General features: G+C 35.1%; 11 protein-coding genes. 2 read left to right on the top strand and 9 right to left on the bottom strand.

Features of this window, described 5'->3' with window-relative positions; genetic code table 11:
* Positions 1 to 19: 19 nt before the first annotated feature.
* Both H600_RS0119040 and H600_RS0119035 read right to left on the bottom strand, forming a co-directional pair.
* Positions 20 to 874: a cyanophycinase gene (locus H600_RS0119040; RefSeq protein ID WP_026730284.1), complete on the bottom strand. Its 855-nt coding sequence runs from the start codon at positions 872 to 874 to the stop codon at positions 20 to 22.
* A 58-nt stretch (positions 875 to 932) separates the two neighbouring features.
* On the bottom strand, positions 933 to 1,385 hold the full coding sequence (locus H600_RS0119035) for an Lrp/AsnC family transcriptional regulator (protein WP_026730283.1): 453 nt from the start codon (positions 1,383 to 1,385) through the stop codon (positions 933 to 935).
* Between the two features lie 219 nt (positions 1,386 to 1,604).
* Between H600_RS0119035 and rocD the strand changes: the two genes are divergently transcribed.
* Both rocD and H600_RS0119025 read left to right on the top strand, forming a co-directional pair.
* A complete protein-coding gene (gene rocD / locus H600_RS0119030; RefSeq protein WP_026730282.1) occupies positions 1,605 to 2,855 on the top strand; it encodes an ornithine--oxo-acid transaminase in 1,251 nt (416 codons plus the stop codon).
* A gap of 282 nt (positions 2,856 to 3,137) precedes the next feature.
* The gene (locus tag H600_RS0119025) at positions 3,138 to 3,593 is read left to right on the top strand and encodes a DUF1810 domain-containing protein (protein ID WP_026730281.1); all 456 of its coding nucleotides are present in this window, start codon (positions 3,138 to 3,140) and stop codon (positions 3,591 to 3,593) included.
* A gap of 108 nt (positions 3,594 to 3,701) precedes the next feature.
* Here the strand turns inward: H600_RS0119025 and H600_RS0119020 are convergent, their stop codons facing one another.
* The 7 genes from H600_RS0119020 to H600_RS0118985 all read right to left on the bottom strand — a co-directional run bounded on the left by H600_RS0119020 (position 3,702) and on the right by H600_RS0118985 (position 15,233).
* Positions 3,702 to 5,096, bottom strand: a complete 1,395-nt coding sequence (locus H600_RS0119020) for a RagB/SusD family nutrient uptake outer membrane protein (protein WP_026730280.1) — start codon at positions 5,094 to 5,096, stop codon at positions 3,702 to 3,704.
* Positions 5,097 to 5,107: 11 nt separating this feature from the next.
* Complete coding sequence (locus H600_RS0119015) at positions 5,108 to 8,110, bottom strand: SusC/RagA family TonB-linked outer membrane protein (RefSeq protein WP_026730279.1); 3,003 nt, start codon at positions 8,108 to 8,110, stop codon at positions 5,108 to 5,110.
* Positions 8,111 to 8,499: 389 nt separating this feature from the next.
* A complete protein-coding gene (gene cysK, locus H600_RS0119010; protein WP_026730278.1) occupies positions 8,500 to 9,411 on the bottom strand; it encodes a cysteine synthase A in 912 nt (303 codons plus the stop codon).
* Between the two features lie 119 nt (positions 9,412 to 9,530).
* Positions 9,531 to 11,147, bottom strand: a complete 1,617-nt coding sequence (locus tag H600_RS0119005; protein ID WP_026730277.1) for a sulfatase-like hydrolase/transferase — start codon at positions 11,145 to 11,147, stop codon at positions 9,531 to 9,533.
* A 144-nt stretch (positions 11,148 to 11,291) separates the two neighbouring features.
* Positions 11,292 to 12,011 carry a thioredoxin domain-containing protein gene (locus H600_RS0119000; protein WP_026730276.1) on the bottom strand — a complete coding sequence of 240 codons (720 nt, stop codon included), beginning with the start codon at positions 12,009 to 12,011 and terminating at the stop codon, positions 11,292 to 11,294.
* A 13-nt stretch (positions 12,012 to 12,024) separates the two neighbouring features.
* Positions 12,025 to 13,077 (bottom strand): sterol desaturase family protein, encoded by a 1,053-nt coding sequence (locus H600_RS0118995; RefSeq protein ID WP_026730275.1) that lies wholly within the window; start codon positions 13,075 to 13,077, stop codon positions 12,025 to 12,027.
* A 239-nt stretch (positions 13,078 to 13,316) separates the two neighbouring features.
* Positions 13,317 to 15,233, bottom strand: coding sequence for an arylsulfatase (locus tag H600_RS0118985; RefSeq protein WP_026730274.1), 1,917 nt, complete (start codon positions 15,231 to 15,233; stop codon positions 13,317 to 13,319).
* Positions 15,234 to 15,255: the final 22 nt, after the last annotated feature.

Raw genomic sequence — 15,255 nt, 5'->3', positions numbered from 1 at the left:
TTAGAATAGAAATGCATGATTATTTGATATTAAACTTTTGACCGGGAGTGTAAATGCTCATTTGTAAATTCTCGATCGATATAAGATTGTTTTTATTTGATTTTTTAATGCCTTTTGGTTTGCGAACCACAATAACTTCGCTTTCTCCTGCAACTTCAACCTGATTGTTTCGAACAATGATTGCAGTTGCTTCATCGATGCCAATTCCTGTTAGTTCAGGAAATTCAACTAAAGCAGATAGCAATCTATTGTAACGGTTTCTTTTTAAAAAATGCTGATCAATAACGGCAGTTTTTAATAAGCCCAAACCTTCAGAAGTTTCTAAATTGTCGTATCTAATATTATCAAAAGTGCCCGAATATTCTTTTTCTAATTTCTGATTTCCGGTAATCATTTTTTCAGACATAACGGCTGCTCCGGCGCTCGTTCCAGAAATCGTGCTTCCGTTTTCGTATGCTTTTTGAATCGCCGTTTTGATTGGCGTATTGTGAACCACAGCCATAAAACGGCTTTGATCGCCTCCGCTTATAAAAATCAGTTTTGCTTTTTGAACAGAATCGGTTAGTTTTTTATTTTGCGCAGTCTCTTTATTGAAATTCAGCATTACAATTGGATTCTGCGTCAATTTTACCATTTGTGTTTTAAAGAAAATAAAGGAGCTGTCTGGTTCTTCGCTTGACATGGGCAAAACCACGATATAATCTTTTTTTCCTAATTCGGCTACTGCCAAAACTTGTTTCATCAAATCATCAGAACGATCACCTCCACCAATTATGAATAATTTTCCTTTAGGGTTTTGCGCCTGCAGTAAATAAGCTGTCATAAACAAGAAAATGGTAAATATTTTCTGAATTTGAAATCTTTTATGTTTCATGGTTTATCGTTTAATGAAGCGCGTTTTCGTAAAAAGCGCAAAAGCTAAAGTAGAAGATTTATAACGTAATATTTCTTTTGAAAGCACAACCTAATTCTATAATAGAATCAGTTTTGGCAATTCCGGGAATGTTATCGATTTTTTCGTAAAGAATTTTTCGCATGTGTTCGTGATTCTTCGCGACAATTTTTATGTAAAGCGTAAAAGAACCAGTAACATAGTAGCATTCTGTAATTTCAGGGATTTTTTTCATCTCCTCGATAATTCGATCAGAATCAGAATCTTTGTTTAAAGTGATTCCGGTAAAAGATGCCCAGTCGAAGCCGATATTTTTTTCTTGAATAATGGGTTTAATTCCGCCAATAACGCCTTGCTCGATCATACGGTTTACGCGTTGATGCACCATTGTATTCGAAATCTTTAAATTGGTTGCAATGGCAGAAAAAGCCATTCTTCCGTCTTTTTCTAATTCTTTCAGTATTTTAATATCGAATTCGTCTAAAATATCCATTCTTTCAAATTGAGTTTGTTTTCTTTTTTGATTTATAAAAGTAACTATTTTTTTCAATAATCAGGAATAAAATCCAAACACCAAATAAGGTAATTTGATTTTATTTTCGATTTAAAAATTTAATTTGACTTATTTTTGTTAATTGAAAGTTTAATTTTTACTTTTTAATACTGTATTTGAGAATTTTTGATATTTTTGTATTTAAAAAAATAACATATTATGGCACATACAGAAAATACACTTTCATCAAAATCGGAAGTTTTGATTGAAAAAGAGAATAAATACGGAGCTCATAATTATCATCCGCTTCCTGTGGTTCTAGAAAAAGGAGAAGGTGTATATGTATGGGATGTTCACGGAAAAAAATATTTCGACTTTTTATCAGCTTATTCTGCGGTGAATCAAGGACATTGCCATCCAAAAATTGTGCAAGCTATGGTTGATCAGGCACAAAAACTGACTTTGACTTCACGTGCTTTTTACAATGATAAACTAGGAAATTACGAAGAATATGTAACCAATTATTTTGGTTTTGATAAAGTGCTGCCAATGAATACTGGAGCAGAAGCTGTTGAAACCGCACTAAAAATATGCAGAAAATGGGCTTATGAAGTAAAAGGTATTCCTGAAAATCAAGCACAAGTAATTGTTTGCGAAAATAATTTTCATGGAAGAACCACTACGATTATTTCATTTTCAAATGATGAAACGGCACGTAAAAACTTTGGGCCTTTTACAGACGGATTTATAAAAATTGAATATGATAATCTGGAAGCTCTTGAAAAAGCTTTAGAATCATCTAAAAATATTGCCGGATTTTTGGTTGAACCAATTCAGGGTGAAGCGGGTGTTTATGTTCCGTCAGAAGGTTATTTGGCGAAAGCAAAAGCGTTGTGCGAAAAACATAATGTTTTGTTTATTGCAGATGAAGTTCAGACCGGAATTGCGCGTACTGGAAAATTATTAGCCGTTCACCACGAAAATGTGCAACCAGATGTTCTAATTTTAGGAAAAGCAATTTCTGGCGGTGTTTATCCGGTTTCGGCAGTTTTGACAAACAATGAAATCATGAATGTAATAAAACCAGGTCAACACGGATCAACTTTTGGTGGAAATCCGGTTGCTGCGGCGGTTGCGATTGCAGCACTTGAAGTGGTGAAAGAAGAAAAATTAGCTGAGAATGCAGAACGTCTAGGCGCTATTTTGAGAAAAGGATTAAATAAAATCGCAGAAAGAAATCATTTGATAACGTTGGTTCGCGGAAAAGGACTTTTGAATGCGATTGTAATTAATAGTGGAGAAGAGTCTGATCTGGCTTGGGAAATCTGTTTGAAATTTAGAGACAACGGATTATTAGCAAAACCAACTCATGGAAACAAAATTAGATTTGCACCGCCATTAGTGATGACTGAAGAACAAATTCATGAATGTCTTGAAATTATAGAAAAATCGCTCAACGAGTTTAAATAATAAGCATACAAAGTGATCCTATCAAAACAGTTGTAAATTTTTGCAACTGTTTTTTTTTTTTTTTTTTTCTTCATTCTTTTTTCTTCATTCTTTTTTGTTCATTCTTCTTTGTTCTTTGTTCTTTGTTCTTTGTTCTTTGTTCTTTGTTCTTCTCTTCTCAAATTGGAATTATATAACGAAGTATAAAAAATTATATAACTGAAAGATAAGCTTCCTAAGTAGTTTTGGAATATAATTTAAAACAGCAGCTAAATTGTTGAACCTCTATAAAATTTTACCTCTATGGCTTATAATAATACTGATTTGACACGTTTTCTAGATGCACAAAACAAGCTTTATCTGACAGCTTATTCGGAATTGAAAAAAGGGAAAAAAGAAACGCATTGGATGTGGTTTATTTTTCCGCAGATCAAGGGATTAGGAAAAAGCAATATTGCAAATTATTATGCTATTGCCGATCTTCAAGAAGCAGAAGCTTATTTAAATCATCCCGTTTTAGCGAAACATTTAGTTGAAATTGCACAGCTTTTGTTAAACTACAAAACAAAATCTATTGAGGCTATTCTCGGCGAATTAGACGCTCGTAAATTACGCTCTTCTTTGAGCCTTTTTGTTCAAGTAGAAAATGCAAATCCGATATTTCAGGAATTATTAGATACTTTTTATTCGGGGCATTTGGATCCCATTACGTTGACTATTGCACAGGAATTAAAGAAAAAAGTACCAGCTGAAGCGTAATAAATTTTCCGACTGAATTTACCTTTCTATTTTACTTATATATTTTTTTTGGGACAAAAAAACCATTCGTTTTGCGAATGGTTTTTTGTTTTTTTAAAAGATTTTAGATTAACTTCCGTAACCTGGATTTTGCGTAATTTTTTTGTTGGCATCCATTTCTTTTAATGGAATAGGGAATACCAATCGGTTGGAATCATATAGAAGCAAGTCTGAGCCATCTCCATCTGCACTGATGTCGATTGATTGTTTGGTTCTTCGGATGTCATGAATTAAAAATCCTTCCATTCCTAATTCCAGTTGGCGTTCTAATAAAATATCATCGACAGTTAGTGTTAGCAATTCGTCAGCGTTTGCTCTTGTACGAATAAGGTTGATGTCATTTAATGGAGTGTCTCCAGTTGCAGTTCCTAAACGTAAATTCGCTTCAGCTCTAATCAAATACATTTCGGCCAAACGAATAAGCGGCACATCACCAAATTGATCTGTAAATTTAGAAGTCAAAAGTCTTCCGTTGTCTTCATTTACATAATTAAAAACGGCTCTGTCATCGGGATCGCTAAATTTTTCCAAATACGCATCTCTGATTGTGAAATCTCCACCACGACCTCCATTTCCTTCAGAAGCATAAAAAGTTACCATATCATTCAAACCTGTTTGTTTGGTAATTTGGATGGCAAAAACATCTTCTGCTTTGTCTGTGTCATGATTAAAAGCATCGGCATATTTTGCAGATAAACTGTGCCCGCTGTTTTCAATAACATCATTAGCGGCATCTCTTGCTGCAGTGTAATTTCCTTGTTGCAGATAAACTCTTGCGAGTAAAGCTTTAGCTGAATATTTGTCAGCATAAAAAGAGTTTTCTTCTGGAAGATTAGTGTAAGCCAGGTTTAATCCGTCGATAATTACTTTGTAAACTTCATCAACCGTGCTTCTTTCTTTTGAAAGATCAGCACCGAAATCGTAAATAGCATTTGGTCGAATTACAACTCCTAATTGTGTATTGGCTTGTCCGCTTACGTAAGGTTTTGCGAAAAAACGAACCAAATCGAAGTATGCCAATGATCTTAAAAAGTTAGCTTCTCCAATCATAACCTTTTGTTTGTCTGGATCTTTTACTTTGTCAATATTTTCGATTACCGTATTTGACGCATTGATGATGGAATAAAGTCTTGAATAGGTTCCTTCAATGATCACATTGTCAGACAGCATAAGCTTGTTGTACATTTGTCTAAGTTCTCCAAAAGACCCGCGCCATCTTAAATCGGTTGTGCTTAATGAGCCTGTTACGCCAAGTAAATCTGCATAAAGCAAAACACGGCCACCGTAAGCATTTCCGTTGGCAGCAAGAGCGTAGGTTCCAGTTAAAACATTTGTTACACCTCCTTCAGTACTTAATGTAACTGTTGCATCTTCTCTTTGCTTAGGATCTAAATCTAATTCGTTTTCACAGCTAGCAAAAAATACGGTGAAAATTATAAGTAGTATTAATTTATTTGCTTTCATTTTGATCATTTTTAAAAATTAATATTTACTCCTATCGCTATTGTTTTTGCAGGCGGTGCCGAGTAAAAATCTTCCCCAATTACTGCAGCTCCACTTGCTCTTGAATCATCTCTTCTTGCTTCTGGGTCATATCCTTCATAATTTGTAAAAGTAAGCAAGTTGACAGCAGTAAAATAAACTCTCAAGCTGCTCAATTGCATTTTTTTAACTGCTTGGCTAGGTAATGAGTAACCGAAAGTCAAGTTTCTTAAACGAATAAAATCTGATTTGTCTAAGTAGCGTGTAGAGGCTTGAGTTCCATTTGAAGCTCCAAATCGTGCTTGAGGCACATCAGTAATATCTCCAGGATTTTGCCATCTGTTTAACTGATCAGCCGTTTGGTTGTCAAAATAATCTGCAGCAGTAGACATGTATTGTCCTGCCGAATTATAAATACTTGCTCCCCATTCTCCTTGAAAAGTAAAAGTAAAGTCAAAACCTTTATAGGTCATGGTATTGGTAAGGCCAGACATTAAAGTTGGGAATGGATTACCGCTAATAATTCTTTTTGCTTCACTGTAATCGTTTGTAGTGCTTTTGTCTAGGCTTCCATCTGCATTTACTGTGTTTTTTACAAAAAGTGCATCTCCGTTTGCCGGATCTACTCCTGCATATTCGACTAAATAAAAAGATGAAATGTTTTCGCCAACTCTATTAATTCCGAAATCAAGAATAATATCAGTATTGTTATTTGGCAACGATTTTACTACTGATTCATTTGTAGTCAGGTTGAAGCTTGTATTCCATTTAAAGTTTTCTGTTTCAATGTTTTTTGTGTTCAAAGTAAATTCAAAACCGCTGCTTCTTATTTTGCCAATATTTTTATTGATATAAGTTGCGCCAGAGCTTAAAGGCAAAGGCACTTGGAAAAGCAAGCCATCAGTATCTTTTTGATAGTAATCGGCTTCAAACGTTATTTTGTTTAAGAAACCTACTTCAACACCAAGATCAGTCTGAGTAGATTTTTCCCAAGTCAAATTATCATTTCCAGCTTGATCAAAAGTAAGTCCCGATTTTAAATTATACGGATTTGGTCTGTACAATTGGCGGGATGCAAAGTTTCCGATTTCTGCATTTCCCAATTTACCCCAGCTGGCTTTGACTTTTAAATAACTTAAAATATTATTGTCTTTTAAGAATTCTTCTTGAGAAATAACCCAACCTGCTGAAAAAGCAGGGAAGATTCCAAATCTTTCATTTTTTCCAAAACGAGAAGAACCATCACGACGTACACTCGCTTTAAAAAGATATTTTCCAGCATAAGAATAATTTAATCTTCCAAACTGAGAAACAAATGCATAATCCGTTTCATTTCCATGACCTTCATTTACCTCAGCACCTCCGTCAATAGTGTGGAAATCATCATTTGGGAAATAAATACTGTTCACATCTTGGTAACGTCTGTTGTATTTGTTGAATTCCATACCTGCAACAGCATTCAAAACATGTTTTTCAGCAAAAGTATGGTCATAAGTAAAGTAATTACTGAAAACGTAATTTTCTGTATTGACAGAGGTTGCAAATACAGCTCCGTCTGTAGCCATAAATGGTGCGTTTTTTCCTTGCCAATAATCTTCAGTCTGCATCAAAAGGTCATATGAGAAATCCGAATTGAATTTTAAACCTTTCGCGAGTTTTAACTCTCCGAAAATTTTTCCGGTAAGTCTTCTCATAATCGTTTTCCAAGATGTATTGTCCTTTGCCAGTAAATAGTTGACATATTCTGTATTCGGGTTTGGCGTTCCGTCTTCTAATCTCGCTTGTGAAATTGGTGCCTGAGCTACAGATTGCAAGGGTGTTGAGAATGAATTATCATCCTGAACTCTATGGATTACAGATCTTGAAAAACCAAAATTAATTCCAGCTGTAAAACGATCAGTAACTTTATGCGATAGATTGGATCGCGCCGTTATTCTTTCTAAATCATTGCTATCAATAATTCCAGTTGTATTGTTATAGGCTCCAGAGAAGAAATATTTAGTTTTGTCATCTCCGCCAGAAGCACTAAAATCTGCATCAGTAGTATAGCCAGTTCTAAAAGCAATATCTTGCCAGTCTGTATCAACTTCCCCATTTCTCCAGTCTGTTCCTTGAGATAAATATTCTAACTCGTCTTCAACTGACTCTAGATCATCTACATTTCGTCCGGCTTCCTGCAATAATTCAACATATTGCTTTGCGTTCAGCCATTTTCTTTTATGCGTTGGTTCGCTAACACCTTGCGAAAAGTTTAGCGAAAAATTACCTTTTCCTTCTTTTCCTTTTTTTGTAGTAATCAAAACAACTCCGTTTGCCCCACGTGCACCATAAATCGCTGCAGAAGAAGCATCCTTTAAAACATCGATCGATTCAATTTCGTTTGTGCTTAAAGTTAGCAAAGGGTTTGTTGGTGCTCCGTTGCTTGATTCGTTATCATTGATCAGCGGAATTCCATCTAAAACATACAAGGGCTGTGTTCCTGCACTAATACTCGCCGCACCACGTACACGAATGTTTATTCCGCCTTCGACTTTACCGTTGGTCTGCGTAATCTGCACTCCGGCTAATTTACCAACTAAAGCATTTTGAACATTTGAAACCGGTATCTGCTGAATATCCTTGGCAGTTACACGGGCAATATTATCGGTTAAGTTCTTTTTTGATTGGGTACCATATCCTACAACCATAACGGCTTCAAGCTCATTTTGAGTTTCCACCATTTTTATTGTCATAGCATTTGAAGCTTTTACTTCGACGGTAGCAAAACTAACATAACTAGCTACTAAAACATCACCCGTATTGGCTTGAATTTTAAAATTTCCATCAAAATCAGTTTGTGTACTTACACTTGTTCCTTTTAGTACAATATTCACTCCTGGAATTGGAACCCCTTTATTGTCTGTAACGGTTCCTGAAATTGTCCCTCCTTGGGCCACAGCTATTTGCACGCTTAAAACGAGCAGCAGCCACAAAAAATGCTTTAAATTAATTTTCATTTTTTATTGTGTTTAAATTAGTTCTTTCAAATATCTTAAATATATGTTAAGTAAAAGAGTGTTTTTAACATTAAATATAACATTAATGATTGTTTTTGTATTATTTGTAACAATTATGATGAAAAAAACCTAATTTTGTAAAAAATGATGTAATAAATTGCTTAATTTTTAATCAAAGCTTTTAGTTTTTTGTGATAAATGAAGCGAATTAACATAAATTAAGCTAAAAAGTATGATTTTTATAACAATTTGTGAAATTTTAACTTGTTTGTGTCAAATTTAATGTAAAAAAGCGACTGTTTTTCTTAACAGTCGCTTGGTTTATAATTATTCAAAATATCAAAAAAAAATAATCATTTTTTTGATAGGATTTGCTTGCTTTTTTAATTTTAATCAAACAATTCATCTACTGATAAATATCTTTCACCTGTATCATAATTGAAGGTTAGAATAACGGCATTTTCCGGAATATTTTTAAGTTTTTTGGAAATGGATGCGAGCGCGGCTCCAGTAGATATTCCTGCAAATATTCCTTCTTCTTTGGCGATTCTTTTTGTAAAATTGTAAGATTCGTTTTTGTCAACAGTTATTATTTGATCTACATACTCACGATTAAAAACTTCGGGAATAAAACCTGCTCCAATTCCTTGAAACGGGTGAGGAGAGGCAATACCGCCACTTAAAACAGGAGACAAAGCTGGTTCAACAGCAAATGTCTGCAGATTTGGAAAATGTTGTTTTAGTATTTTAGAAACTCCGGTAATATGTCCTCCTGTTCCAACTCCGGTAATTAGATAATCGATGCCATCTGGAAAATCAGCTAAAATTTCCTGAGCCGTTGTTCTTTCATGGATTTCGACATTTGCTTTATTGGTAAATTGTGATGGAAGAAATGAATTTTTAATCGTCGATGCTAATTCTTTTGCTCTTTCGACAGCTCCCGAAGTTCCTTTTTCTCTTGGTGTTAAAACAAATTCGGCGCCGTAAGCATTCAGGATTCTTCGACGTTCAATACTCATTGATTCCGGCATAACAATGATTGCTTTGTAACCTTTTACCGCTGCTACTAATGAAAGTCCGATTCCCGTATTTCCGGAAGTAGGTTCTATAATAGTAGTTTCTTCATTTATAAGTCCTTTTCTTTCGGCGTCTTCAATCATTGCTAATGCGATTCGGTCTTTGATGCTGGAACCCGGATTTGATTTTTCTAATTTAATCCAGACCTCATGTGATGGAAAAAGCTTGTTTAATCGAATGTGAGGCGTGTTTCCTATGGTTTCTAAAATGCTTTGGTATTTCATTGATTTTGATGTTTTTAAATAGAATAAAAATAAGGCAGGAAAGGTTTTTGTTACGAATTAGACAAATTTTTACAAATTTAAATTCGTGCTAATTGGAGGCAATTTTTAGCTAAGGTTTTTTACAAATCCACAAAGTATTTTTGTTTTCCAAAATCGAATTCATAATAAGTCAAATTAGGCCAAAGCGGTTTAATTAATACTTTTTCCCAATTTTGCAAAGCAGTTTGCAGTTCTTTTACTTTTTCAGGAATTTTTGAAGCTAAATCTGTAGTTTCAGATTTGTCTTTTGCTAAATCATAAAGCCATGTTTCGTGTGTTTTGCCGCTTACAATTAATTTCCAATTTCCGCTTCGAATCGCTTTTGCATCGCCAGAACGCCAATATAAATTTTTGTGCGCTTCTTTATTATTATTGACCACATCGATCAAATCAACGCCATCATAAACACGGTCTTTTGGCAAGCCAGAACCCGTAACAGAAGCAATCGTGCTGAAAATATCTAGTGAACTTATAGGGGTTTTATAAATAGTATGCGGTTTTATTTTTCCCTTCCACGAAAGTGCAAACGGAACATTGATTCCACCTTCAAAATGTGAAAATTTGCCTCCTTTTAATGGAGCATTTGTTGTTGCAAAAGTATAATCGGCACCACCGTTGTCGCTGGCAAAAATGATTAACGTATTATCTTCTAGACCTTCTTTTTTGACTTTTGCTCTGATTCTTCCAATGGCATCATCAAGTGCGCTGATCATCGCATAATACACACGTTTGTTTTCGTCTTTTACATTCGGAAAACGATCGTAATATTTTTTACGAACCTGAAACGGCGTATGTGGCGCGTTGAACGGAACGTAAAGCAAAAACGGTTTATTTTTATTTTTATCAATAAATGCTTCAACTTCATCAGCAAAGGTTTCTGTTAAATACGTTTTATCATGAATAATAGTAGTATCGCGACGAATTTGCCCAATTCCGACACGCCCATTTCCCCAAATCATTTTATCGGTAAAATCTTTATGATGATGATTGATGATATCCGGATTATCATCTTCTGGAGTATAAAGCGAAAAAGCCTGATAAAATCCGTAATGATAATCGAAACCGCGGTCTAAAGGGAAAAATCCTTTGTTATGCCCCAAATGCCATTTCCCAATAATTGCAGTGCTGTAACCTTGTTTTTTTGCCAAATCCGCAAAAGTGATTTCAGATTGTGGTAAACCTTGTGTGGCTATAGACGCTTTATTTGGGTAATTGATTTTATCATTAAGTCTCCAGCTATTAGTATTAATCAAATATTTAAAAGCATAATATTCCAAGTTATTTTTTGGATAACGGTCGCCCGGCTGATATTCGTGGCCAAAACGTTCTTGATAACGTCCTGTAAGTAATCCTGCGCGTGACGGAGAACAGATTGAAGCAGAAACGTAACCATCTGTAAAAGTAACTCCGGAAGCGGCTAAAGAATCAATCTGAGGTGTTGGAACTTCTTTTCCTCCATATAATGAAATATCATATTTGCCTAAATCATCAGCAAGAAGAATAATGATGTTTGGCTTTTTTTGAGAAGTTGAGGTATCTTTTTGTGCTAAAAATGCTGCTTTTCCTTCAGCTAGTTTTTCATTGGGTTTTATCAAAGTTCCGTCTGTGTTTATTGGCCAGAAAAGAAATACTGCTAAAAGAAAGAGTATGATTATAATGGGGATAACAATCTTGGTTATTTTTTTATAAGTTGCCATGTTTTGGTAAGTTGTTTTTAGACAAAGGTTTTATTGTAGAGGCGTACAGCAGTGCGTCTTTCTCATTTTGTGCACGTATTTTTTGTCATTTCGAGGAACGAGAAATGACAAAAAATGTGGGTAAATCTTCTTGTAAAAATTAAATTATGATTTAGAAGCCAAAGCCACATCAACCTCATTTTTCAAATTTTCAAAACCTTCTTTTTTGAGAATGATTTTTCCATTTTGATATAAAATTAAAGTCGGGAAAACTTTTATTGTTTTCAAATCGGCGATGACTTGCGTGTTGTCTTCCAAATCAATTTCGACTACTTTTAGATTGGTTCCATATTGTGCTTTGATAGTTTCTAAAATTGGTTTTACTTTTTTGCATGCGCCACAATAAACAGAGCCAATATCCACTAAAACCGCTTTGTTCTCAGAAATAATTTTATTGTATTCAGCCAAAGTCAGTTTGCTTTTGGAATTGGCAAAATAAGGTTTTCCACCACCAATCCAATTAGCGATTCCGCCCTCTAAACTGTAAGCTTCAGCGAAACCGTTTTTAAGCAATTCATTTTGCAATTGAACGCTTCTTCCAGCTCCAATGGAATAAATAAAAACGGGTTTTGTTTTGTCTAATTTTGCAACTTGCTTTGCATAATCTTTGGATTCTAAATTGAAATTTACAGCTCCAATAATATGATTCAAAGCAAATTCATCGGGACCTCGCGCATCAATAATCTGCGGATTTTTTTGGCTTTGGATTTTAGAATAAAAAGAATCTAAAGTCAAAGTATTTCTGCTTTTATTTTGCGAAAAAACAGCAATTGCAAGTAAAAATACAATTGCTGTCAAACTATTTTTGAATGTTGAGTTTTTCATCTTTGTTTTAAGATTAAACTTGCTCTAATATTGGAGTTGGAGCTTCTTCAACAACTTTTGGTTTTGATGGAAGTGACAAAACACCATCAGCAAGAGAGCTTCCTTCTTTTTTAGACTTGAATATTGGCCACAAAAACTGTGCATACCATTCTTCTTGTTTGTATGATTTTGTTCCGTATGATTCCGGGAATTTGCGTGTAATTAGTCCAGTTCCGAAAATGACATCCCAAATGAAAAACATATTTCCAAAGTTTCCTTTGAAGTGACCCACACCGTCTCCGCTTGTATCTGCGTGATGCGCGTGATGCGTTGCAGGAGTTGAAATTAGTCTTTCCAAAACCCAAGCGATAGGATGTAATACTTTGTATTTGTAAAATGGTTTATCCCAAGCAATGCTTGAATGAGCGCCCAAAGTGATGAAACTTTTGATGACCAAAACAAATAAGGCCGGTAATCCTAAACCTAAATAAGTCAATGTTGCAGTCAAATAAATTTGGGAGAAGAATACTGTATAAATAAAGTTTTGTCTGGAGGCCATCGCCATTCCCATGTAAGGAGCCGAATGATGGGTTCTATGAAAACGCCATAAAAACGGAACTTGGTGATGTAATCTATGGTACCAGTATTGCGTCAAATCATCGGCAATGGCAATCAGGAAAAAACCTCCCCAGAATGGAACCCAAGAAAGGGAATTAGCCAAATTCGGAATTAAATAAGGCAAAGCTGTTAAACTGAAAAAAGCAATAATTGGAGGTAAAAGCAATTTTGGCGCTAAAAAAGAAACAATATCAATTTTTCGTTCTTCACCCGTCCATTGATCGTCATACAATCCTGCAGCAAATTCTATGATTCCTAATACGATCATAAATACGGTTAATCCCCAAGTTCTGATGTTTGCAAAGGCAGGTTGTATAAATTCTAAAAATGAAGGCAATGTGATATGCGATTCGCTTACTGGATTATTGCTTAATTTGAAATAAAGATAAATTGCCAATACCGGCAATGAATATATAAAAAGACTTATTAGTAAATCTCTTGTCAGTTTTTCTTTTTGAACTATTGCCATGATTTCTTATTTTAAAAATTGATTAATTATTGCTAGACCTCCTGCCAGAATTACCAGCGGGACTAAAAAAACGATCGCGCCTACGATGATTTTTTTTCCGATGATTTCGTAATCTACTCGTTTCATAATTCTTCGTTTTTTATCCTGTAAGGTTTTCAAAACCTTGTAGGTATTGTTTTTAATGTTTTGTGATTTGAAACCTACAAGGTTTTGAAAACCTTGGAGGTTATGTGAATTATTTAATTTGAGCTTCCCCCAGGTTTTGTGGCCTGTTTGATTAAGTCTGAAACAGTTTTGTTTTTATCAGCTCCCGTGTTGTGGATTCTTCTGTTGTAAACATCTTGCCAGTCGATCAATGGATAAACATTGTTTTCTTTGGCTTGTTCATCAAACAGTTTTTTAAGCTCAGCTAATTTTTCAGGATATTTTGCTGCCAAGTTATTGCGTTCGTTGAAATCTTCGTTTAGGTTGTAAAGTTCCCAAACATCAGCATCAAAATTGCTTTCAGCTGGTTTTTGATTGCTTCCCAAAGATTTTTTCACTGCAAATGAATCTGGCAAATGCGCCGCTCCGGCTTTCCATCCATCTTTGTAAATCGCTCTGTTTCCAAAGATGTAATAGTATTGTACTTTATGCAATGATTCCGCTTTTGGATTGTCTAAAGAAGCTTTAAAAGTCGAACCTTGAATAATATCTTGTTTGATATTTTTGATGTATTCTGGCGCTTTGATTCCCACAATATCCAAAGTGGTTGGCAAAAGATCGGTTACGTGGCTGTATTGGTTTCTGATGCCGCCTTTGTCCTTAATTCCGTTTGGATAAAAAACAATCAGAGGGTTGCGAGTCCCGCCTTCAGATTGTGCATCTTGTTTCCAATTTTTGAACGGAACATTTGTTGCCTGAGCCCATCCTAAAGGATAATTGGTATTCAAACCTTTTGCAGTTCCAATCTCGCCAATATTATTCAAGTTGCTTTGAAGATTTTGCTCGTCAGATGTTCCTTGAGAAAACAAACTTTGGTTGATTGTTCCTTGCAAAGTTCCTTCCTTGCTCGCTCCATTATCACCAATGGCAACAAAAATCAAAGTATTGTCAAGTTGACCGCTTTGCTTTAAATAGTCAACGACTCTTCCAATTTCATAATCTGTATACGTCAAGAATCCGGCATAAACTTCCATAAACCTCGCATATACTTTCTTTTGATCTGGACTAAGTTTTTTCCATTCTGTAATCAGCGGATTGCGTTCTGGAAGTACAGCGTTTTGTGGAAATACCCCTAATTTCTTTTGGTTTGCCAAAACTTTTTCGCGGTAAACATCATAACCTTCGTCAAATTTACCTTTGTATTGATCACTCCATTTTTCAGCAACTTGATGAGGTGCGTGAACCGCTCCCGGCGCATAATACAAGAAAAATGGTTTTCCAGGTGCCGCTTTTTGTTGTTTTTGAATATAGCTGATCGCTTTGTCTGTAATCAATTCGTTCAAATGGCGTCCGTCTGGTTTGATATGCACTTGATCTTCTACTAAATCAGGATTGTATTGATCGGTTTGGGAACCTAAGAATCCATAGAAATGATCAAAACCTTTTCCAGTAGGCCATCTGTCAAACGGACCTGCATCTGATGCTTCTTCATCTGGTGTAACGCCATATTTTCCAACTGCAAAAGTATTGTAACCGTTCTCACGTAAAATCTCTGCAATTGTTCCTTTATCCGAAGGAATTCTTCCGTCCCAACCAGGAAAACCAGCTGATAAAATAGTATGCGAAAACCCGCTTACGTGAACTCTTCCTGAGTTTCTTCCTGTCAGTAAAGCCGCGCGAGTTGGAGCACAAATTGCTGTTGTATGGAAATTAGTATAACGCAAACCATTGTTTGCTAAATTTTCAAAAGTTGGTGTATTGATCAAGCCTCCAAAAGCGCTTGATGCTCCAAACCCCACATCGTCTAATAGAATCCAAACAATATTTGGAGCGCCTTTTGGAGCAGTTACAGGCTCAGGCCAATATTCTTTTGAATCGGCTAAAGTTTTTCCAATTGTGCCTTTGAATTCTTGTTTCTCTTGAGCTAATCCTAATTGAACAATTAGGATAGCAGTAATCAAAAGCCCTTTTTTAGGGCTTTTGAAAGCAGTATTAAAATTTAAATTTTTCATTTTCTATAGTTTATTAGTTAAG

This window comes from Flavobacterium denitrificans DSM 15936 (assembly GCF_000425445.1).
Lineage (GTDB): Bacteria > Bacteroidota > Bacteroidia > Flavobacteriales > Flavobacteriaceae > Flavobacterium > Flavobacterium denitrificans.
This window is presented reverse-complemented; position numbering and strand designations above follow the sequence as displayed.

Excerpts from the sequence above, each read along its gene's own strand:
- H600_RS0118985 (WP_026730274.1), bottom strand. The coding sequence starts at position 15,233 with ATGAAAAATTTAAATTTTAATACTGCTTTCAAAAGCCCTAAAAAAGGG.
- H600_RS0119015 (WP_026730279.1), bottom strand. The coding sequence starts at position 8,110 with ATGAAAATTAATTTAAAGCATTTTTTGTGGCTGCTGCTCGTTTTAAGC.
- H600_RS0119025 (WP_026730281.1), top strand. The coding sequence starts at position 3,138 with ATGGCTTATAATAATACTGATTTGACACGTTTTCTAGATGCACAAAAC.
- H600_RS0119020 (WP_026730280.1), bottom strand. The coding sequence starts at position 5,096 with ATGAAAGCAAATAAATTAATACTACTTATAATTTTCACCGTATTTTTT.
- H600_RS0119000 (WP_026730276.1), bottom strand. The coding sequence starts at position 12,011 with ATGAAAAACTCAACATTCAAAAATAGTTTGACAGCAATTGTATTTTTA.
- H600_RS0119035 (WP_026730283.1), bottom strand. The coding sequence starts at position 1,385 with ATGGATATTTTAGACGAATTCGATATTAAAATACTGAAAGAATTAGAA.
- rocD (WP_026730282.1), top strand. The coding sequence starts at position 1,605 with ATGGCACATACAGAAAATACACTTTCATCAAAATCGGAAGTTTTGATT.
- cysK (WP_026730278.1), bottom strand. The coding sequence starts at position 9,411 with ATGAAATACCAAAGCATTTTAGAAACCATAGGAAACACGCCTCACATT.
- H600_RS0119040 (WP_026730284.1), bottom strand. The coding sequence starts at position 874 with ATGAAACATAAAAGATTTCAAATTCAGAAAATATTTACCATTTTCTTG.
- H600_RS0119005 (WP_026730277.1), bottom strand. The coding sequence starts at position 11,147 with ATGGCAACTTATAAAAAAATAACCAAGATTGTTATCCCCATTATAATC.
- H600_RS0118995 (WP_026730275.1), bottom strand. The coding sequence starts at position 13,077 with ATGGCAATAGTTCAAAAAGAAAAACTGACAAGAGATTTACTAATAAGT.